General features: G+C 43.8%; 19 protein-coding genes and 1 pseudogene. 2 read left to right on the top strand and 18 right to left on the bottom strand.

Translation table 11 applies throughout. The features are described from left to right. Positions 1–157: 157 nt before the first annotated feature. From radA to ABYU67_RS06525, 11 genes are all read right to left on the bottom strand, one after another. Entirely contained in the window at positions 158–1,594 is a 1,437-nt protein-coding gene (gene radA / locus ABYU67_RS06575; RefSeq protein ID WP_372844201.1) for a DNA repair protein RadA, read from the bottom strand. 241 nt (positions 1,595–1,835) lie between these two features. Next, the gene (lptB, locus tag ABYU67_RS06570; protein ID WP_372844200.1) at positions 1,836–2,633 is read right to left on the bottom strand and encodes an LPS export ABC transporter ATP-binding protein; all 798 of its coding nucleotides are present in this window, start codon (positions 2,631–2,633) and stop codon (positions 1,836–1,838) included. A 104-nt stretch (positions 2,634–2,737) separates the two neighbouring features. Continuing rightward, entirely contained in the window at positions 2,738–3,220 is a 483-nt protein-coding gene (lptA, locus tag ABYU67_RS06565; protein WP_372844214.1) for a lipopolysaccharide transport periplasmic protein LptA, read from the bottom strand. A gap of 162 nt (positions 3,221–3,382) precedes the next feature. After that, complete coding sequence (lptC, locus tag ABYU67_RS06560; RefSeq protein WP_372844199.1) at positions 3,383–3,967, bottom strand: LPS export ABC transporter periplasmic protein LptC; 585 nt, start codon at positions 3,965–3,967, stop codon at positions 3,383–3,385. Next, positions 3,964–4,530 (bottom strand): KdsC family phosphatase, encoded by a 567-nt coding sequence (locus ABYU67_RS06555; protein WP_372844198.1) that lies wholly within the window; start codon positions 4,528–4,530, stop codon positions 3,964–3,966. The genes lptC and ABYU67_RS06555 overlap by 4 nt, the downstream gene beginning before the upstream one ends. Before the next feature lie 39 nt (positions 4,531–4,569). Continuing rightward, complete coding sequence (locus ABYU67_RS06550) at positions 4,570–5,562, bottom strand: SIS domain-containing protein (protein ID WP_372844197.1); 993 nt, start codon at positions 5,560–5,562, stop codon at positions 4,570–4,572. 289 nt (positions 5,563–5,851) lie between these two features. Then, positions 5,852–6,400 (bottom strand): RNA chaperone Hfq, encoded by a 549-nt coding sequence (gene hfq, locus ABYU67_RS06545; protein ID WP_372844196.1) that lies wholly within the window; start codon positions 6,398–6,400, stop codon positions 5,852–5,854. A 502-nt stretch (positions 6,401–6,902) separates the two neighbouring features. Beyond that, a complete protein-coding gene (gene miaA, locus ABYU67_RS06540; RefSeq protein WP_372844195.1) occupies positions 6,903–8,117 on the bottom strand; it encodes a tRNA (adenosine(37)-N6)-dimethylallyltransferase MiaA in 1,215 nt (404 codons plus the stop codon). A gap of 84 nt (positions 8,118–8,201) precedes the next feature. Beyond that, positions 8,202–9,968, bottom strand: a complete 1,767-nt coding sequence (mutL, locus tag ABYU67_RS06535) for a DNA mismatch repair endonuclease MutL (RefSeq protein WP_372844194.1) — start codon at positions 9,966–9,968, stop codon at positions 8,202–8,204. 71 nt (positions 9,969–10,039) lie between these two features. Continuing rightward, entirely contained in the window at positions 10,040–10,579 is a 540-nt protein-coding gene (tsaE, locus tag ABYU67_RS06530) for a tRNA (adenosine(37)-N6)-threonylcarbamoyltransferase complex ATPase subunit type 1 TsaE (RefSeq protein ID WP_372844193.1), read from the bottom strand. Positions 10,580–10,584: 5 nt separating this feature from the next. Next, positions 10,585–11,184, bottom strand: a complete 600-nt coding sequence (locus ABYU67_RS06525; protein ID WP_372844192.1) for a 6-pyruvoyl tetrahydropterin synthase family protein — start codon at positions 11,182–11,184, stop codon at positions 10,585–10,587. 349 nt (positions 11,185–11,533) lie between these two features. On the opposite strand from ABYU67_RS06525, the gene ABYU67_RS06520 reads away from it, so the two are divergent. After that, positions 11,534–11,656, top strand: a complete 123-nt coding sequence (locus tag ABYU67_RS06520) for a hypothetical protein (RefSeq protein ID WP_020443648.1) — start codon at positions 11,534–11,536, stop codon at positions 11,654–11,656. A gap of 136 nt (positions 11,657–11,792) precedes the next feature. On the opposite strand, the gene ABYU67_RS06515 is transcribed toward ABYU67_RS06520, so the two are convergent. From ABYU67_RS06515 to ABYU67_RS06505, 3 genes and pseudogenes are all read right to left on the bottom strand, one after another. Next, entirely contained in the window at positions 11,793–12,125 is a 333-nt protein-coding gene (locus ABYU67_RS06515; protein ID WP_372844191.1) for a YnfA family protein, read from the bottom strand. Beyond that, positions 12,122–12,244, bottom strand: a pseudogene (locus tag ABYU67_RS06510) (phenazine biosynthesis protein PhzF); the annotation flags it as partial. The pseudogene ABYU67_RS06510 and the gene ABYU67_RS06515, both read right to left, overlap by 4 nt. A 74-nt stretch (positions 12,245–12,318) precedes the next feature. Further along, a complete protein-coding gene (locus ABYU67_RS06505) occupies positions 12,319–12,648 on the bottom strand; it encodes a DHCW motif cupin fold protein (protein WP_372844190.1) in 330 nt (109 codons plus the stop codon). Positions 12,649–12,979: 331 nt separating this feature from the next. Here ABYU67_RS06505 and htpX point away from each other — a divergent pair, with 331 nt between their 5' ends. Then, the gene (htpX, locus tag ABYU67_RS06500; protein WP_372844189.1) at positions 12,980–13,894 is read left to right on the top strand and encodes a protease HtpX; all 915 of its coding nucleotides are present in this window, start codon (positions 12,980–12,982) and stop codon (positions 13,892–13,894) included. Between the two features lie 213 nt (positions 13,895–14,107). Here the strand turns inward: htpX and ABYU67_RS06495 are convergent, their stop codons facing one another. The 4 genes from ABYU67_RS06495 to ABYU67_RS06480 form a co-directional block, all read right to left on the bottom strand. Then, positions 14,108–14,671: a transcriptional regulator gene (locus ABYU67_RS06495; protein ID WP_372844188.1), complete on the bottom strand. Its 564-nt coding sequence runs from the start codon at positions 14,669–14,671 to the stop codon at positions 14,108–14,110. Positions 14,672–14,831: 160 nt separating this feature from the next. Continuing rightward, positions 14,832–17,054, bottom strand: a complete 2,223-nt coding sequence (betT, locus tag ABYU67_RS06490) for a choline BCCT transporter BetT (protein ID WP_372844187.1) — start codon at positions 17,052–17,054, stop codon at positions 14,832–14,834. Between the two features lie 327 nt (positions 17,055–17,381). Beyond that, positions 17,382–18,005: a hypothetical protein gene (locus ABYU67_RS06485; RefSeq protein ID WP_372844186.1), complete on the bottom strand. Its 624-nt coding sequence runs from the start codon at positions 18,003–18,005 to the stop codon at positions 17,382–17,384. Between the two features lie 131 nt (positions 18,006–18,136). After that, positions 18,137–19,411 (bottom strand): saccharopine dehydrogenase NADP-binding domain-containing protein, encoded by a 1,275-nt coding sequence (locus ABYU67_RS06480; RefSeq protein WP_372844185.1) that lies wholly within the window; start codon positions 19,409–19,411, stop codon positions 18,137–18,139. Positions 19,412–19,594: the final 183 nt, after the last annotated feature.

Here is a 19,594-nt window from a genome sequence, read left to right as displayed (position 1 = left end):
TTAACGTTTTAGACCACTCGCGGTTTAAGCCTTTAACGGTTTTGTACAAATACTATTTTAAATAAAAGCGCCTAACTCATTGATAGTTAGGCGCTTTTTTATGTCTTAAATTTATAAAATCTATTTTTTAAATATTAGCCCAATAAACCAGAGCAAATTACAACTCAAACGCACTAGCAATGGCATCGTCTAGACGTTCGACTGCGATCACATTTATGCCTTTAAACTGTGGCGCATCTTTGGCAGGAGCATTGGCTTTAGGAATAATGGCATGCTTAAAACCATGCTTCATTGCTTCTTTTAAACGCTCTTGTCCATTGGGTACAGGACGAATCTCACCTGATAAGCCAACTTCACCAAAGACTGCCAACGAGGAGGGTAAAGCTTTTTCTCTAATACTTGAAGCACAGGCTAATAATACCGCTAAGTCTGATCCTGTTTCTATGACCTTGACGCCCCCAACGACATTGACATAGACATCTTGTCCGCTGGTATGGATACCACCATGGCGATGCATAACAGCAAGTAACATGGATAAACGCTGAAAATCCAATCCTAACGCCATACGTCTTGGTGAGCCTTGCGAGTCATCAACCAAGGCTTGGACTTCTACCAAAAGCGGTCTGGTGCCTTCTCGGCTGACCATGACCACAGAACCAGCAACAGGCTTGTCATAGCGGCTCAAAAATATCGCTGATGGATTGGCAACTTCTTTTAGCCCCATATCGGTCATGCCAAAGATACCCAGCTCATTGACTGCGCCAAAACGGTTTTTGACAGCCCGAATCATCCGAAAACGTGAATCAGACTGCCCCTCAAAATACAATACAGTATCCACCATATGTTCAAGAACGCGCGGACCGGCAAGCGTGCCCTCTTTAGTAACGTGCCCTACCAAAAACAGCGCTGTCCCTGTTTGCTTTGCGTAGCGGGTTAAGATAGCCGCTGACTCTCGAATTTGACTCACCCCGCCTGGCGCCGAATTGATCGCATCGGTATAAATGGTTTGAATAGAATCAATGATAGCAATCGCGGGCTGCTCTTGGGTTAACGCGGCGCAAATAGTCTCTACATTGGTTTCCGCAAGTACCCGAAGTCTATCCGCAGGCAAATCTAAGCGCTTCGCTCGCATAGCAACCTGCGCCAATGACTCCTCGCCCGTCACATAAAGCGCACTACCTGCCAGCGAATCTGCCTTTGCCATATTGGTTGCAGTTTGCAATAGAATAGTTGATTTACCGATACCCGGGTCACCACCAATCAGCACGACTGAGCCTGCGACCAAGCCCCCGCCTAATACACGATCAAATTCACTAATGCCCGTCGGCAAACGGGTATCTAAACCGACACTGACGGCATTGAGCGGCATGACCGCACTGTGTGTTCCAGCATAGTTGCCAGCTGTCACACCAGTCGCATGAGACGCTGCACGGCTAGCAGCAGGTTTGGCGTTACTTTTATTATGATGTGGCATGCTAACGTTGGGCGCTTCAATCAAAGTGTTCCATTCGCCACAATCGCTACACTGACCTGCCCACTTACCAAAATGAGCGCCGCAAGCTTGACAGACATAGCTGGTTTTATTTTTTGCCATAATATAGAAGCCTTTTGCAGATGTTCACATCAAAAGAGGATAACGCTTATAGGCGTTTAAAAAATAACTAAGATATGTAAGACGTGGATATTAAGATAAACAAAGAGTTGCTGTCAGCGGCAATGTTTTATAGGGGATGTAAAGATAAGCTGAAGTAATATTCATAAACGCTGACTAAGATCCGATAGAGACAAACCTTAAATCAGCGTCAATAGATTTTGTAGTTGCTGCGGCGATAAGCTTATACCTGAAAGTCTTTACCAAGATAGACAGATTTTACCAGCTCATTTTCTAGAACTTCTTCTGAGGTTCCCTCAGCGATGATAGCGCCTTCTGAGACAATATAAGCCTTTTCGCAAATTGCTAGCGTCTCACGAACATTGTGGTCAGTGATTAATACCCCAATCCCACGCTTTTTGAGCGCCAAAATAACGTCTTTAATATCCCCAACAGAAATAGGATCTACCCCAGCAAAAGGCTCATCTAGCAAGATAAATTTGGGATCCGCAGCCAACGCTCGAGCAATCTCACAACGACGACGCTCGCCGCCTGATACGCTCATACCTAACGATTTTCGCACATGTTCTAAATGAAAGTCACCAATGAGTTTTTCAAGCTCTTGGCGCTGCTGATTGCTATTTAAGTCTTTACGTGTTTGCAATATAGCCAATATATTGTCTTCAATAGACAATTTACGAAAAATAGAGGCTTCTTGCGGTAAATAGCCAATGCCAGCGCGCGCCCGCTCATGCATGGCATATTTAGATAAATCCATTTTACCTAAGGTAACGCGCCCTTTATCCATATTAACCAGTCCAACAACCATATAAAAACTGGTCGTTTTACCCGCCCCATTTGGGCCTAACAAGCCAACGACTTGTCCTTGCTCAACAGAGAACGAGACGTCTTTGACAACCCAGCGTTTGCCGTAACGCTTACCTAAGTTTTGCATCGATAAACGAGCGACCGGCTCGACAGCATCATTCGCTGTTATGGTTTGGCTTTGCACTAAACTGGCATTATTTTTATTATCATTCATAACTTACTCATAAGGCGATCATCTCTAACTATATAGCAATCACTAAAATATTTAGACGTTTATCTATATCACGGTAAATATTGCGACTTAGCTCACTATACCGCTTAACGTATACCGCTTTGACTATTACTATTATTGGGCGGAAACACCAACTCTACGCGCTGATTACTGCCAGCTGTGGCTTCTACATCACCAGCTTTTAGGCTATAACGAATGACGTTACCGGCGAAGCTTGCACCATTTTGTACCAATTTTGCATTACCCGTTAGGGTCACGATGCCAGTTACGGCATTATAATCAATCTTATTTGCCTGACCTTTTGCCAAACCTTTTTCTTGCGTGACAACTTGCTGCATCGTCGCTGGACGCCCTGTTGCTACTGCTGAATTGATACTGCGACCTTGTGATAAATTGACGGTGATATTATCAGCGGTCATTTTGAAGGTACCTTGAGTGATCACTACCGTACCAGAATAGCTGGTCACGCCCGTACGCTCACTATAAGTTGCTTTGTCCGCTAACAGTTTGATAGGCTGATTGGCATCTGATGGCAAAGCATGGCTATATAAAGGTAGCGCTAGCAGCATAACGACTGGCAATGTACGTAAGCCATGTGCCACGTGCATAGATCGCGTTGACAGCAAGTGTAAAGTAGGCAAAAAATTAGATTTCATGAAAATTACTCGTTTTATAATGGGTAGTAGAGTTTGCAAACTTCCTGCTAGATGCTTTACTAAATGATAGGCTAATTAAAACAAGGCCTTGTCTTGACGGTCAGCAGGCGTAAATGACACCGCTACTTGACCAAATTCATAGTCGCCTGTTTCAAGATTGGCCTTCATACTTGATGCCTCAAAGCGATTCATACCTTGTTCGACCTTGACCGGCTCATCACTATAGACTTGACCTGACTTGGTATTGCCTTTTAATGTGGTGCCAGTCACTTTAATGGGCTCAACATTGGCATTGGCGGTCTTGCCTTCACTGATTAAAGAAAAACCCCCTGATAAGCTCAGCTCGCCGGTCTGCTGGCTGATAGCCGCTGTACCCGCTTCAATACGATAACGCTGCTCATCTGACGGTTCCCAATTCATGGTGATGCCTTTCATCTCATCTTTATTGGTAACCGGATTGTGCGTCAATGACTCAGCGCTCAGCTCATACTCTGTTTCACCTTGCTCATTTGTTTGTACCGCCTTGATATCTGTCGCTTTATAGTCAACATCAGAGGTTTCAATATTGACTGGCGGCGCCATCTCTCCTTGCTGCTTAAAAAACCAACCTGCAAGGCCTGCGATAATCAAGGTAATGACTATTAAAACACGGGTATTCACGATAAGTCATCCTGATTTTTTACTTCATCAAGCGTATAGTGCGCGATAAAGTCTTGATAGTGTCCATGACCCCTTAAAATCAGGTCACATACTTCACGTACGGCGCCGCTACCGCCGGCACGTGTGGTCACCATATGACTGCGATTGATCACCTCTGCATGAGCATTTGGCACGGTCGCGGCAAAACCGACGGTTTGCATGGCTTTAATATCTGGCAAATCATCACCCATATAGCCGCAATCGGCAGCGGTGATATTAAGCGCAGGATCAAGGCTTGCAAGTAGCTCGTTTAATGCCACAAGCTTATCATCACGACCTTGGACAATATAGTCCACGCCAATCTCGGCGGCGCGCTTATCAACCATAGGGCTGCTACGACCAGTAATAATCGCAGTCAAGATGCCATAGCGAGCTAACGATTTTACGCCGACGCCATCATGGACAAAAAACGCCTTGGTCTCGGCGCCATTGGCATCATAGATAATTTGACCGTTTGATAAAATACCATCAACGTCCATGACCAACAGTTTTACTTGTCCGGCTTTTTTGATTAAGTCTTGCATCAATCATCTCTTTTATTAATAGGCAATCTACAATAGCGCTTACTTTACACCGGCTTGTAGTAAATCATGCACCGTAATAATGGCTTCTAAACGCTGCTCATCATCGATAATAAGTAACTGGCTGATCGCATTCTCATTCATCACGCTAAGCGCATCGGACGCGCGCATAGATTTATTGATCCGGCGAGGGTTGCGTACCATCAGTTCACGCATCGGCGTTTGTAAGTCAACACCTTTTTCTAAGCCTCGCCTTAAGTCGCCATCGGTAAAGATACCCACAACCCTTTTATCGTCATCTGTCACCACCGTCATGCCCAAACGCCCAGCAGACATAATAAATAACGCTTCTTGCAACGGCGCTTGTTGATTGATGAGCGGTAAATTCTCTGATTTGCCATGCATCAAATCTTCCACACGTGTCAGTAATTGACGGCCCAAGGCACCGGCAGGATGTGATAGTGCAAAATCTTCTGAGGTAAAGTTGCGCGCATGGACCAATGCCACCGCTAGCGCATCGCCTAAAGCCAATGTCGCAGTGGTACTTGAGGTCGGCGCAAGATTAAGCGGACACGCTTCTTGCGACTTACCAAGCGTCAAGACAATATCGGCAGCATGAGGCAGCATACCGCGCTTGTCTCGACTGATACTAATCAGCGGAATCGTTAAGTGCTTCACCACAGGCAAGAGCATCTTTATCTCATCTGACTCACCAGAGTTAGAGATGGCAAGTAGCACATCTCCTTTGACTAACATCCCTAAGTCGCCATGCCCTGCTTCACCAGGATGCATGAAGAACGATGGCGTACCAGTAGAGGCAAATGTCGCCGCTATCTTACGACCAATCAGGCCCGACTTACCCATCCCTGTCACCACCACACGACCCTGACACGCCAAAATAATATCACAAGCCTGAGCAAACCTATCATCTATTTGTTCAGTGAGTAATGCCAGTGCCGCCTTTTCAGTATTGATGGCATCAATAGCGGTACTAATAAACTGCTCATGGGTCAGATTGCGTTCAGGACTATTCATACAAGGGCTCTATATTTCATTAATTTTTTGTTTTTGATGCTGCTGTGGCATTAATTTTATCTTTTTATAATCTAATACCTCATTTTACTATACTATGAACCATATTAATAATTCTGGTCAATATTAATATGATACGGTAGGAATACAGCCATAAGCACATCACGAGCAGACTAAGCGGTTATCGCTACAAAGCTATCCATATAAAGTTATCAAAACAAAGCCATCAAAACAAAAAAACCCACTAAAATAGCAGGTCTCAATATGATATTTCATGTCTTAATACAGTAGCTTAGGAATTGCTATCAGATTCATCATTGGGTTTATTGTCATAACCCCCATTGTCTGATGGCGCTTCAAAACCACGATCTTGACCAAAGCCGCCGCGCTCAAAACCCCGTTCTTGCCCTTGACCAAAGCTACCGCGCTCAAAACCACGCTCTTGGCCTTGGCTTCCTTGACTAAAACCACCACGATTGAAGCCACTACGGTTGGCAAAGCCGCGCTCTTCAAAGCCGCCAGTAGCTGGATTGCTACCACGCTCAAAACCGCTGCTCATGCCGCCACCTTGACTCGGATAGCCCATCGGCGATGCGCCTTGGCTTTGAGCCGCCGCACCTGGTGTGGTACTGCTGCGAGGATTACGTGCTGGAACAACCGTTGAGATGGCATGCTTATATACCATCTGACTGACGGTATTTTTTAGCAACACCACGTACTGATCGAATGACTCTATTTGACCTTGTAGCTTGATACCATTGACTAAGAAAATAGAAACAGGAATGCGGTCTTTGCGTAGTGAGTTCAAGAACGGATCTTGTAAAGTTTGTCCTTTTGACATGAAATCTCTCCTAAATATTATATAATTATTGTTAGCGTCAATTATTCTAAGGATTGCTGCAATTATAATGGCTAAGGGCAGATACAATAATGAGTTTTATTTGTAAAACGTATCTAAATAAACACTAAAGCTGATTAAGTTATTCTACTTTATATTGAATATGTCATTATTGTCATAAATTAAGTAACTAAGTGTTACATAACTGACCTTTATGACAGAATCTGGATGAATAATCTCTAATTAGCCGTTGTCACTTAAATTGGCACTTAAAAAATGGCACTTAAAACAGTTAATACTTTCATATAATCAAATTATAACAGTTATCTACATTATACTTTGAAACTAATTGTCATTACTTTCGTATCTTTATATGTATGTTGTACAGTTATCCTGCATCACTATTACTACAACCATAACTTGCCTTTTATATTGTAGAACACTGATGGTGTGACAAATATAGATGGGACAAACATAGATATGGATAACCGATTGATATCGCGTATTAAATCAAATACGCTCTCGCCTGTTCCATCGTGCTAAATGAGTGCAGTATCAATTTATTCTGCTGAAGAGCGGTCACATTATCAGAGCCGATAGTAGATGTGGACGGCTCTGTCGATGGTACGGTTGCAGGCACTTCTACCGTATCACATAATTGCATCACTTTTCGCAGCCACGTATATTGACGCTTTGCCAGCTGCCTTGTGGCATATAATGCCTTATTTTGCATTTGCTGACAAGCAAGTGCCTCAGCTTGGTGAGTTGACATGGATATAGGTGTCTGATTCCTAATACTAGGAGTGGTGGACTCTTGCTCGTTACTTGGGAGCGGCGGCTGAGCAAAAGCATCATAAAACTGTGCTTTATCTAAATGCGGCTGATCAAAGATAGGGTGCTGAATCTGTACCAGATATTCCAATACTTGCCGATAACCAACACAGCGCATCGAAGGCAAATTCGGCGTCAAAGGATAATTCTCAAGCAAGCTTATCACTTCAGCTACTAGGCCATCACGCCACATGATATCTAATCGCTGCTCAATCCGTGTATGCAGCCAGGGACGATCTGGTATCACCGCCAAAGCATGCCACTGCTGATCCGGATTATTTGCCAATGCTTGCTTTGGCTGGCGCTGCCAGTCACTGATCGGTATATTGGTTTGTAAATATACCTCAAGTGCACGGGTGATACGCTGGGTATCGGTCGCATGCAGGCGCTCATGGCTGATAGCATCGACGCTACCAAGATAATCATAGAGTGCACTGATCCCCTCCTCGTGGCGCCACTGCTCAACGCGCGCGCGAACACTGTCATCACTATCAGGAACAGGTGAAAGTCCCTCGAGTAATGCCATGTAATACATCATGGTACCGCCAACCAATAAGGGTATTTTGCCACGCTGATGACAGCTATCAATCAGTCTTGCAACGTCACTGACAAACTCAGCGACACTATAGCTTTGCATAGGATCGATGATATCGACTAGGTGATGAGGACAACGTGCCAGCTCAGCAGCGTTTGGTTTTGCGGTACCGACCGTCATGTCACGATATACCAATGCCGAATCTACCGAAATCAGCTCATAGCGACCACTGTCATAAAGTTCGTAAGCCAAAGCAGTCTTACCACTCGCGGTTGGTGCCATCAAGCACACCACGCTATTGTCCGCCAAACTGGGACTTAAATAAGAAGATAGGCTGTCAGACGAAAGTCGCATATACTTGCCTTTGATAATAATATTTGTGAGCACGATAAGGTAAATGCTGGATAGCTCAGCGCAATGTATAAACCATAGAAAAGGCTATTTGGGCGCAGATGATAACATTAATGTGACCAATTGATGACTATCTATAGAACGGATAGCATGTTTATTCAGTATAGCGTCAATATCTGTGACAAAAGCTTGGGCATCTTGTACAGACATTTGTATCGCAATCTTTGTCAATTGCTGATTGATGGTAGTGCTATTTAACCTTTTAATATTGTGAGACGTAGCGCTATTAAAGACAGTGGCGTCAAACAACACTTTTAATGTTAACTGCCACCTCTTAGCGCTTATCAACACGCAGCAACCTTGATGATAAAATAGTAGCCAAGGCAGCGCTTTATCGTCAGTGCTATATGTAGCTGGCAACTTTACCAAATCAGTCATACTATCGATAACATCTAAGCATATGGGCAAAAGCAGCGCGTTTATCGAGTCAGGATTGACAGCAGGAAGACTGTTTTTTATATGTGCATCAGTATGAACGTCTTTAACGCTTTTGGACAACGGCTCACGTTCTGACAATTGATAGGTTTGCTTAGGGGCTTGAACATGCTGACTTGCCTTTGCACTACTGGTAGAGCGGACTATCGGGTTTGACGCCTCAAAAGACTGGCTCGTTGAGATATTGCTATCTGATAATACATTTCTATTAGCAATAATGTTTGCATGGCCAAGGTTTTTGAGCTTCGCTCGCAGTGCATGGTTTAGATGCGCCATGATATTATTAAGCGGACCAATCTTGATACGCTGTTTGGAGGGATGAACATTGATATTGAGCCACTCAGTGGGTAATTCAAAATATAGCGCATAACCCAAACCTGCGAGCTGTGCGCTTTGGGCCATTTGACGAAGCTGGTTGCTGATTATCACCTCTTTTACCAACCTGCCATTCACATAAATAAGCTTAGGCAAACTATGATTTGTATTATGACTCACCCACAACCAACCACCGATCCTTGCTGCTTGCATAGCTCTTGCATTATCCGCACATCCACCACCATGAACATGAGCAACAGGAGATGTACTGGATTGCTGCTGTATTAGGCTAGATAAATCAACCGCGATCTCAAGCGCCTGCTCTGTCAATGGCAATCCAGTTGCCTGCTCCAGCCGCGATAATGGCAGACAGCTCTTGTGATTGTTATTATTGTTATTGACGGTATTTATCGATAGCGACAGCCTCTTTTTATTATCATGAAAAAGAGTCAATGCCACATCAGCACGTGCTAAAGCCACCTCCCGAACGATGGTTTCAATATGACCAAACTCGGTTGCGATAGATTTTAAATTGCTACGGCGGGCTGGCACATTGAAATATAAATCCTTAACCGTAATAGTGGTGCCGCGCTGATGCACAACCGGTGTCAATTTTGGCATATCACCCAATATACCAGCAACCTGCAACTGTCGACCAACACCGCTGTCATCATGGCTACTGGTTAAGCTTAAACGAGAAACCGCTGCCGTCGCTGCCAGCGCTTCCCCGCGAAAACCCAATGTCGTAATGCCGTGCAAGTGTGCCACATCAGCGACTTTGCTAGTAGCATGACGCGTGACTGCCATGACCATATCATCAGGATGAATACCTACGCCATTATCAATCACCTCTATCATACCCATGCCGCCTTGGGTAATACGCACCTCAATATCTGTAGCATACGCATCAATCGCATTTTCAAGTAGCTCTTTGACCACTGCTGCTGGACGTGTCACTACCTCACCCGCTGCCAATTGATTAATGAGCAGCGGCGATAGTTTTTTGATACGAGTACGAGAATGATTGTCTGGTATTTGTGGCATTAAAAGGTATCGTTGTTTTGCATGGTGATAAGTAGTGCTAGCGGATATTGATGATTTATATTGAATGCAAATTAAATCTTAAGAGAGGTTAAATCCAAACCTTGTGCTTGTCCTGACTTTGACAATCGTATTACAACATGGCGAGATTTTTTATCATCATCGCTATTGCTTTGGGTCATATCTATAAACATAGCTGGCGATGGCAAATAGCTGTCTGCACGGCTCGCCCATTCAATAATGACCAGAGCGTTATCTTCGTCCAAGTACTCATCAAAGCCTATAAAAGACAGCTCTTCTGGATCTTGCAAACGATACAAATCCGCATGATAAACTGGCTTGATTGACCCATCTTTTTGCTCAATGCTATAAGGCTCAACCAAAGTATAAGTTGGGCTTTTGACAGCACCTATATGTCCAAGCGCTTGCAACCAATAACGGGTTAGCGTGGTTTTACCTGCGCCCAAATCACCCGCCAACCAAACACTACCGGATAAGGGTAATGCTGCCAATCTCTGAGCCAATGCTTGTGTCTCAGCTTCTGAGTGTAGCGTCAAAGTTTGCAAATTCTTACCATCATTTACAGCTGCGCCTTCAATCGTTTGATTATTCATTACGCTCAATCTACCTGTACTTGCATCGTGACGGCTGGATTAGCAAAACTCTCACCACGTATCAGTTTGGCATACAACTCAGGGTCATGCCACTCGGCACTAACTTGGTCGCTAAATTCAAATTCTTCTAAGCTAAGCTTACCCATCTGCTCATTAGCCACATCATCAGCAAAACACTGCGCGTACCCTGTAGCGGTCTCGTGAGCAATTACCGAATACACACTGACATCAGATTCACCGTTTTGCATTTGGGTTTGTTTTAAAATTTCCTGCGCCCAAAAAAATATCACCCGTGAAAATTGCTCTGCTGATGGCGATACTGGCAGACTGATCCAGCGCGCACTGAATTTTTTACAGGCAGCGATATATTCAGGATCATCCTTGTTCCAAAAGCAAATCGCATGATCGAAGCTGTCAATAATGTCTTTAATAGAAGATTTTAATAAGCCAAAATCATAAACCATCTGCCCGTGGTCTAAACGCTTGGCCTCAAGTATCAGCTCAATCTGATAGCTATGACCGTGAATCGAGTGCTTGCAGCGCTCAGAGCTACAATTGCGCACAATATGAGCGTTTTCGAATTTAAACAGTTTGCGGATACGCATAATAATCAACCAAGACAGTAAATAGCATTGTGCTAAATAATAAGATAAAGGTGTGCCGCGAGTTATCGGCTTGCTGCTCATTATAGCAAATCGTGATGTATTCGTAAGTAAGCACTTATTAATAGCCATATTGACTAAATAAATCTTTAAACAGTGTTTTAAAAGTCGTATTAGAGAAGAGATGGTTGGACCGATGCGTAGGTGAATTGTGCTCACGCTATCTATTGCGATCCCTTAAGCCTATACTCATTGCAGTACGCACTATTTGCGTCATCAGCATTAATCTAAGCTTTAAGCCTGTTTAGGCTGGCTTTAAAGGCATTAGGCTTACTCCAACAGGAAAAAAACCATGAGTAAAGGTCAAGACAGTAAAAAGAACGTAAAAAAGAAACCGCTATTAACGGCAAAAGAGAAAAAAGCCGCTAAACAATCTAAGAAAGATGATAATGGTAGTATCTTAGGTAAACATTAATATTCACTGTATCAGTGTGCCAACTGAGCCTATATTAATCTGAACCATACTAATTAAAGCTATTCCAATTGAACCTCACGGTTTAATTGGCATTTTTTATGCTAAGCACTTTTTTATAGTAGCGCCTGCTTTTATGCTAAGTACTACGCGGCGCAAACATAATGATTGCCATGCCCAGCAAGGCAACTGCCGAGCCTACTATATCCCACGTAGTAGGTCTGATGCCATTCACTGTCCACAGCCAGATAATTGCCATCGAAATATAAACACCGCCATAGGCAGCATAAACCCGTCCAGCAGCAGTAGGATGTAATGATAGTAGCCAAACAAAAGCGACTAAGCTTAGTGCACCCGGAACAAGCAGCCAAATGGACTTACCTTCTCGCAGCCACAGGTAAGGCAAATAACAGCCTGCAATCTCTGCCAATGCAGTCAGCGCAAATAGACCAACGGTTTTTAATTCAGTCAAACTAACGACTCCTCGACGGTGATAAATCCTGTCATATACTGTACGGCATGACCAGAAATCATTACTCTGTCACCAGCGACGACACAGTCTAAAATACCGCCTCGTTTTGAGGCTTGATAATATGCAGCGGACTTAGCCTGACAAGTGACCCCCACATATATTATGGTTTTATAGATTTATGAGTTTACCGCCATCAATCAACAATAAAGAGCTTAGCGCCGGTCTTCGTTGACGAACGATGGGCAATCGTATTGTCCGCTACTTGATAAGTCATACCCGCTGTTAAAGTAAAAGTGCGCCCATCCTTTAATTCGGTGTTTAGCTCACCCTCAATACAAAATAAAATGTGACCTTTATCGCACCAGTGATCGGCAAGGTAGCCGGCAGAATACTCAACCATATGCACATTAATAGTATCAAATTCACGCGTCTTCCAATAGCCCGTGCCCGTTTCGCCTTTGATTTCTACCGCTGCTACTGTCGTCCAGTCGGTAGTCGCAAAAGGTATGTTTTTCATTTCCATGACGTCATCTCCCTGATTTAATCGTTAACTAATTATGGAGTTTTTTACTTACTATACCTCGAATTTAAACAGCGAACCTAAACCATTTATTATCTATTATAACTGCTAACTATTTGTGTTTATTTTTCTACTTGCGCCTATATCTAGCAATTGCACATCTCACACCGCTATCATTGGTATTTTTGATATTATAAAACTTTATTCATACTAGAATTGGCGCCCTTATTATTTCTAGAAGGTTATAATTGTCCTCTGTTTAATTTTTAGTCTTTATTGCAATAAAGAGATTACTCCTAATGCTGTCGTTGAATTTAATGAGGAAGTTAGCGTCATGATGCGTATCGGATTGTTTTTATTAACCAACTTAGCGGTGATTGTGGCATTTAGCATCGTGTTTGGTATTTTATCCAGATTTTTTGGGATTGGTGGCGTACATGGCGCAGGCGGGCTAAATTACACCAGCCTTGCCATTATGTGCGGTATATACGGCATGGTTGGCTCAATGGTTTCGCTATTTATCTCAAAGTGGATGGCCAAAAGATCAACGGGAACGGTGGTTATTGAAACGCCAAGCAACGCCACTGAACAATGGCTAGTAGATACCGTCGCTAAACAAGCACGAGCAGTGAATATTGGCATGCCAGAAGTGGGGATATTTAATAATTCACAGCCAAATGCCTTTGCCACAGGCTGGAATAAAAACAAAGCATTAGTCGCTGTTTCATCTGGCTTACTGCAAAGCATGACACCCGATGAAGTAGAAGCGGTGCTTGCTCATGAGATCGGTCATGTGGCAAACGGCGATATGGTAACTCTTGCGCTTATCCAAGGCGTGGTAAACGCCTTTGTGATGTTCTTTGCGCGTATTATCGGCAGCTTCGTTGACCGGACTGTCTTTAAAAACACCAGTGATAGCCCTGGTATTGGTTACTTTATCACAAGTATCGTAATGGATATTTTGCTTGGATTTTTGGCGTCTGCCATCGTTATGTGGTTCTCACGTCTACGTGAATTCCGTGCTGATGAGATGGGTGCAAAGCTTGCCAGCCGTGACAAAATGATAAGTGCGCTTGATGCCTTGCGTCCTTCTGAGCAGCGTCCAGACCAGATGCCAGAGAGTATGAAAGCATTTGCGATTTCGTCAGGGCAGTCTACAGGCTTTAGTATCGCTAACCTTTTTCGTTCACATCCAACGCTGGATGATCGTATTGCAGCGCTGAAGAAGTATAATCCTCGGGAAGCTTAGTGAAAATTGTGATAGCTTGTTCGACTTTCTAAGCGGTTACAGGCATAATTTTTAGATTGAATCGATTAACTATCAATTATGCCGTAGCTTAAGTCAATGCAGTAAAAGACTTAGTCAGGGAGTTATAGGTTGACTATAATTGAGAAACTTATCTAGAGAGTAGAACGCACATTACTAGACTTATTAGCTGCTCTAGTTAGTCCTTACTAATTTTTAGTATAATACGTGCTTACTCCAATCCACTCTAATGATACTGTCTATCTGATTTTTATATTTTGGCTCAATATAAATAGGCAAATATTCTTCCCCTATCTCTTTAGCAATAGCATATCGATGATGCCCACCTTGCAACATAATCTCATTTTCGATATGCGGTTTTAATATAGGTGGGGATATAGGTCTTTGTTCAGATAAATAGATAATTAAATATGCCAAGCTACTTTTACACCCTACCTGCCAAAGCTCACCTTCATCCCTACGGCTAAAATGACATAGTTTTTTATCGAGAGCATTTAACTTAACTCTCCCTAATATAAAACTTTCTGGATAGTGAGTTTCAAAACTCAATTCATTTTCACCATCTAAAGAAAAGCGCTGACTCTCTTTTGATAAGTCCCAATTAAATGTAATGGGTGGCCAACCTGAAGAGTGTGTTTCGATATATTGATTTGCCTTAGCTGATATTTTTGAACGTAGTATTTTATTAGCACGATAGACTTCTAAATTTTCACCTGAGTTATCGGCAAGAATTTTATCCATAACTCCATCCATGTCCATATTATTTTTTCCTTGTGAAAATTAGTACCGTAGGATGAGCCCCGCGCACAGATAAAAATTGCTCAAACCACAATAAATCTTAGCAAGAATGCGATGTTACCGCTAGCCTTGACTGTAGCGGCTCCCCTATTATCTGTATGGTTTAATCACGACCAGCGGCTTAACTCTTACCGGTTGTCCCCACTGACGTCAACGCGCTGTCCAAACCAGTATGAGTGTCTGCTGGGCTGCTAATAAAGGTCAGGTAAGCCTCGTATTGCTCAAGGACATCATCGATAACTTGCTGCTTGGTCAGTCCCATTAGATCATAACCGCCAGAACCCGTTTGGGTCGTCACTTCCAATCGGTAATAAACATCACTGACCGGCGACATCTTGCCACTAAAAGTCGGTGACGGCGTCTCAACCATAGAGACTTGATAATAAAAGTTATTCAGAGCATCGGTAGATACTTTTAATAATGGCCCACCAATATCAATATCACCAGCTATGTGAGGGATATTATCGCGCTCGATATCATAACCTTGACGCTCAAACTCATTAGCGACATCATCTAGCGCTGGGCGGACGACGCGCTCAAGGAATTGGACAGTCTCCCGCTTAGATGGATACGCAAGCATTTGTCCCAGTCGCTGCTTCCATGAACGCTCTGGGATGTAGCCGCCGCTTGGCGTCACAGAAGGTCGGCGCAGCACGGTGCCTTCGCGCTCGGCGCGTTCTATTTTTAACGCCTTAGAAAAAGAGAACATCACCAGATAAACGATGATGGTCACAGGAAGCGCGAAGATAAGCGTGGCGTATTCCATGGTAATGACGCCGCCTGCGATCAACATCGAGATGGTCAACATCGCCGTCAATACCGCCCAAAAAATACGTAGCCACTTTGGACCATCCTCGCTTGGATCAGGTATCGACGTTGAGAAATTTGACATGACCATCGCTCCTGAGTTGGCACTGGTGATATAGAACAGCAATCCTGATAGTGTCGCTAAAGCTACCAAGATAGTTGCCCCTGGGAACAGCTCGAGCAGCGCATACCATCCACGCTCTGGGCTTTGAACCGCAAGTTCAGCGAAGGCTATATTGCCTTGTAGTACCTGATAAAGGGCTGAGTTCCCAAAAAAAGATACAATGATAAAGTCGCATAATACCGGTACGGTAATCGCAGCAATGACAAACTCACGTAGCGTACGTCCACGCGAAATACGCGCTAAAAACACCCCAACGAACGGTCCCCATGCCAGCCAAAAAGCCCAAAAGAATAGCGTCCAACTGCCCATCCAGTCGCTACTACCGGGCACATAGGCAAAGGTTTTGAACATCCGAGCAGGTAGCGTGACAAGGAACTGACCAAGGTTTTCGACCAGAGCATTTAACAAGAATGCCGTCTCGCCAGCGATGAGGATAAACGCCATCATTGCCACCGCGCTCCAAAGATTGAGCTCAGATATCCAGCGGATACCACGGTCAACGCCCGAGGTGGTTGCAAGAATGGTTAAGATAACTGCGCCAACTACGAGGGCAATCTGTAGCGTTAAGCCTTCTTCTAAACCAAACAGCTTTGAGAAACCAACGTTTAGCAGTACCACACCGATACCCATCGTCGTCGCCACACCGAACACCGTACCCACTAATGCAATGATACTAATGCCATGACCGATAGGGCCTTTTACGCGCTTACCGAGTAGTGGGTAAAGGGCCGCTCGAATGGATAATGGCATATCCCAGCGATAGGCAAAATAACCCATCGCCATACCGAGCAATGCATACACTGACCAGCCAGCGATACCATAATGAAACATCGTCCAAACGACGGCATCTTGCATGGCTGCGGCGCTCGCTCCATCACCAGAAGGTGGAGTTAAATACTGTACGACAGGACCAGTCACCGAGAAAAACAGCAAATCAATACCAACGCCAGCGGCAAATAACATCGCCGCCCACGTACCTAGCTTATACTGCGGCCGCGAATCATCAGGCCCAAGACGGATGCTTCCCTCTTTAGAAAATGCCACCCATAGTACAAAGCCGATGACCATTACCATGGTGATCACGTAATACCAGCCAAGGTTGGTCGCAATCCAATCTACCACTGCTTTCATCGTCGTACTGGCGTTACTAGGCATAAAAATCGCCCATATGGAAAAGGCAACAATCACCAGCGATGAAATAATGAGCACGCTCCAATTAATATGGGCAACGCTGTTTTCTGATAACTCTTGCGCGCCTTTTTGCAGATCATTACGCGATATAGGAACATCTTCATCGAAAGGCTTGGATTGACGTTTTGTACCGCCAAATTGGCTACGCTCGAACGGCGTACGGGGATTTTCGGCTTGTTGCTGTGCTTCGGTTAAGCGCTCGTCTTCCCTTTCGTTACTCATATTTATCCCTGTATTTAACCTCTTGTCTGACGTGTATCATCTTTAAACTGATTCAATTATAACGCTTAGCTCAGCTTAATGAATAAACAGATAATAATAGATGGCGAGATTGATTCTCTATCTTATATGAAAGCTTTAGGATTGAGGCTTGTGTGACCTCACAGGCTTAGCATGAAGCCTTGAACTTGAATCTTATTTACAACTTCAGCCATTCTATAACAGCATCTACCGTAACCTTTGGCGTATCCGCAGGTTTTTACTTATCAATCCTCATAGATGCACTCGTCCTTTATATAGAGCGCCATTGTACACATAGTACAATCCCAGTTAAGGTAATAGCTGGGGGGCGATGTGGTCGGTTAGATTGATAGCGGCTACCTTCTCAGCCCAATCTGGCTCAGTGGGATGCGGCAAACCCTCTAAAACCGTCAAAGGCTGCTGATAAATTGTTTTGAAAGCATCCATAAACCCAATTGCCGTATGACCGCAAGGTACGATAATGATATCCGCTGGTGCTTGCTTAAGCACTTGAGTCAATCGGCTAATAAAGTCTTTAAAAACACTGTTTTCTTTCAAATCTTCAGACAATATTTTTGAATTATTCTGATATAAATTTTGTTTAAGCGCTGCCAGCTCGTTCACTTGTGATAAGTCTTCACTATTTAAAGTACAAGGATAAAATGCTTTATTCAGTGGTAATGTAGAACAGTTCAAAATACCCAGCGGCTTGTAATGTAATGCTTTGATATTACAGCCTAAGGGTAACTTGGCATCGAAACTCTTTATATATCCTTGAGTCATCAAAAACTGAGTGAGCTCAAGCGCCGATTCGCCTGCCGCCGGATGTTGATGAATATATTCATTGATATAGGGAGATTCTAGAATGAATAGCACTTTTAACGTTGTCACATCCTCAATCAAATTAAAAACTTTATAGTGCTTTAAAGACACAGCGCTTTTCCTTATGCCATTTATCATCATTATTTTTATAATAGAAGCAGCAATACAAAAAAGCATCCTATTGAGTCATTGCTCGATAGGATGCTTTTTATTTAACAGACAACAGACGCTAACACCAGAATTTAGATGTCAAACTCAAGCGCTCTATCGCCTTCGCTGTCTTGAATACGCGTTGGCAAACCAATCTTATTCAATAGATTGATAAATGGCTTGGCATCTAGCTCTTCGACGTTGACCATTTTGCCTGCATCCCACTCGCCAGTCGCAACCAATATCGCCGCAGCGACGGGTGGCACACCAGCCGTATAAGAGATTCCTTGGCTACCAACTTCATTATAAGCGTCTTTATGATCTGAGATATTGTAGATAAATACCTCGCTATCAACGCCGTTGATCTTACCTTTGACCTTGTCGCCGATACAGGTTTTGCCGGTATAGTTTGGCGCAAGTGAGCTTGGATCTGGTAGCACCGCTTTAACCACTTTTAACGGAATCACTTCTTGTCCTTCAGCCGTCATCACTGGCTGCTCAGACAATAGACCTAGGTTTTGTAAGACGGTGAAGACATTGATATAGTGCTCACCAAAGCCCATCCAAAAGCGAATATTGGGCACATCCAAATTGGCAGACAAAGAATGCACTTCATCATGACCACTTAAATAACTGTTCTGCACACCAACAACAGGCAAGTCATCCGTACGCTTCACTTCAAACATCTTATTCGACTGCCACTTACTGTCCTGCCAAGAATAAACCGTACCAGTAAATTCACGGAAATTAATCTCAGGATCAAAGTTGGTGGCGAAGTATTTACCATGGCTGCCTGCATTGATATCAATGATATCAATATCAGTCACTGAGCCTGCATCCATCATGTCATAACCAAGGCGCGCATAGGCATTGACCATACCAGGATCAAAACCTGCACCCAAGATAGCGGTGACATTATTGTCGGCACAGCGCTGCTTACGCTTCCATTCATAGTTGTCATACCATGGCGGCGTCTCACAAATCTTGCGCGGATCTTCATGAATGGCCGTATCGATATATGCTACGCCCGTCTCTATGCAGGCTTCCAATACCGTCATATTCACAAATGCCGAGCCGACATTGATAAGGATTTGAATACCTGTATCTTCGATCAGCTGTATCAGCGCTTGGGTATCCATGGCATCGACTTCATGCGTGTGCAATACCGCGGGCTCTTTAAAACTGTTCTTTTCTATAACGCTCTGAGCGATGGCATCGCATTTATCTTTGGTACGTGACGCGATATGTATCTCGCCAAGCACGTCATTATGCATCGCACATTTATGCGCGACTACTTGAGCGACGCCGCCAGCACCGATAATCAGTACATCTTTTTTGTTGGACTTAGCTTGTTGGTTTGTGTTCAAAGAACAATCCTCCTTTGTGTCCCTGTCGATACCATTGATATTGGCTATGCAAAACAGAAACGAGTGAATGATATGCGTGAATTAAAAAGGAAGACCGAGGAAAACCCACGCACCCGTTAGACAAATCCTACTTTGTTTGCCAGTCGCAATTATAACAATTTTTACTTACTTTTCGGCAAAAAT

It is taken from the genome of Psychrobacter sp. (genome assembly GCF_041554015.1).
In the GTDB taxonomy this organism is placed as follows: Bacteria; Pseudomonadota; Gammaproteobacteria; order Pseudomonadales; family Moraxellaceae; genus Psychrobacter.
Note: the sequence above shows the minus strand (reverse complement) of the source record. Positions and strands in the feature narration are given on the sequence as shown.

Excerpts from the sequence above, each read along its gene's own strand:
- lptA (WP_372844214.1), bottom strand. The coding sequence starts at position 3,220 with ATGCTGCTAGCGCTACCTTTATATAGCCATGCTTTGCCATCAGATGCC.
- betT (WP_372844187.1), bottom strand. The coding sequence starts at position 17,054 with ATGAGTAACGAAAGGGAAGACGAGCGCTTAACCGAAGCACAGCAACAA.
- ABYU67_RS06520 (WP_020443648.1), top strand. The coding sequence starts at position 11,534 with ATGAGTAAAGGTCAAGACAGTAAAAAGAACGTAAAAAAGAAACCGCTA.
- htpX (WP_372844189.1), top strand. The coding sequence starts at position 12,980 with ATGATGCGTATCGGATTGTTTTTATTAACCAACTTAGCGGTGATTGTG.
- ABYU67_RS06495 (WP_372844188.1), bottom strand. The coding sequence starts at position 14,671 with ATGGACATGGATGGAGTTATGGATAAAATTCTTGCCGATAACTCAGGT.
- ABYU67_RS06550 (WP_372844197.1), bottom strand. The coding sequence starts at position 5,562 with ATGAATAGTCCTGAACGCAATCTGACCCATGAGCAGTTTATTAGTACC.
- tsaE (WP_372844193.1), bottom strand. The coding sequence starts at position 10,579 with ATGAATAATCAAACGATTGAAGGCGCAGCTGTAAATGATGGTAAGAAT.
- hfq (WP_372844196.1), bottom strand. The coding sequence starts at position 6,400 with ATGTCAAAAGGACAAACTTTACAAGATCCGTTCTTGAACTCACTACGC.
- ABYU67_RS06555 (WP_372844198.1), bottom strand. The coding sequence starts at position 4,530 with ATGCAAGACTTAATCAAAAAAGCCGGACAAGTAAAACTGTTGGTCATG.
- lptB (WP_372844200.1), bottom strand. The coding sequence starts at position 2,633 with ATGAATGATAATAAAAATAATGCCAGTTTAGTGCAAAGCCAAACCATA.
- ABYU67_RS06525 (WP_372844192.1), bottom strand. The coding sequence starts at position 11,184 with ATGCGTATCCGCAAACTGTTTAAATTCGAAAACGCTCATATTGTGCGC.
- miaA (WP_372844195.1), bottom strand. The coding sequence starts at position 8,117 with ATGCGACTTTCGTCTGACAGCCTATCTTCTTATTTAAGTCCCAGTTTG.
- mutL (WP_372844194.1), bottom strand. The coding sequence starts at position 9,968 with ATGCCACAAATACCAGACAATCATTCTCGTACTCGTATCAAAAAACTA.
- radA (WP_372844201.1), bottom strand. The coding sequence starts at position 1,594 with ATGGCAAAAAATAAAACCAGCTATGTCTGTCAAGCTTGCGGCGCTCAT.
- ABYU67_RS06505 (WP_372844190.1), bottom strand. The coding sequence starts at position 12,648 with ATGGAAATGAAAAACATACCTTTTGCGACTACCGACTGGACGACAGTA.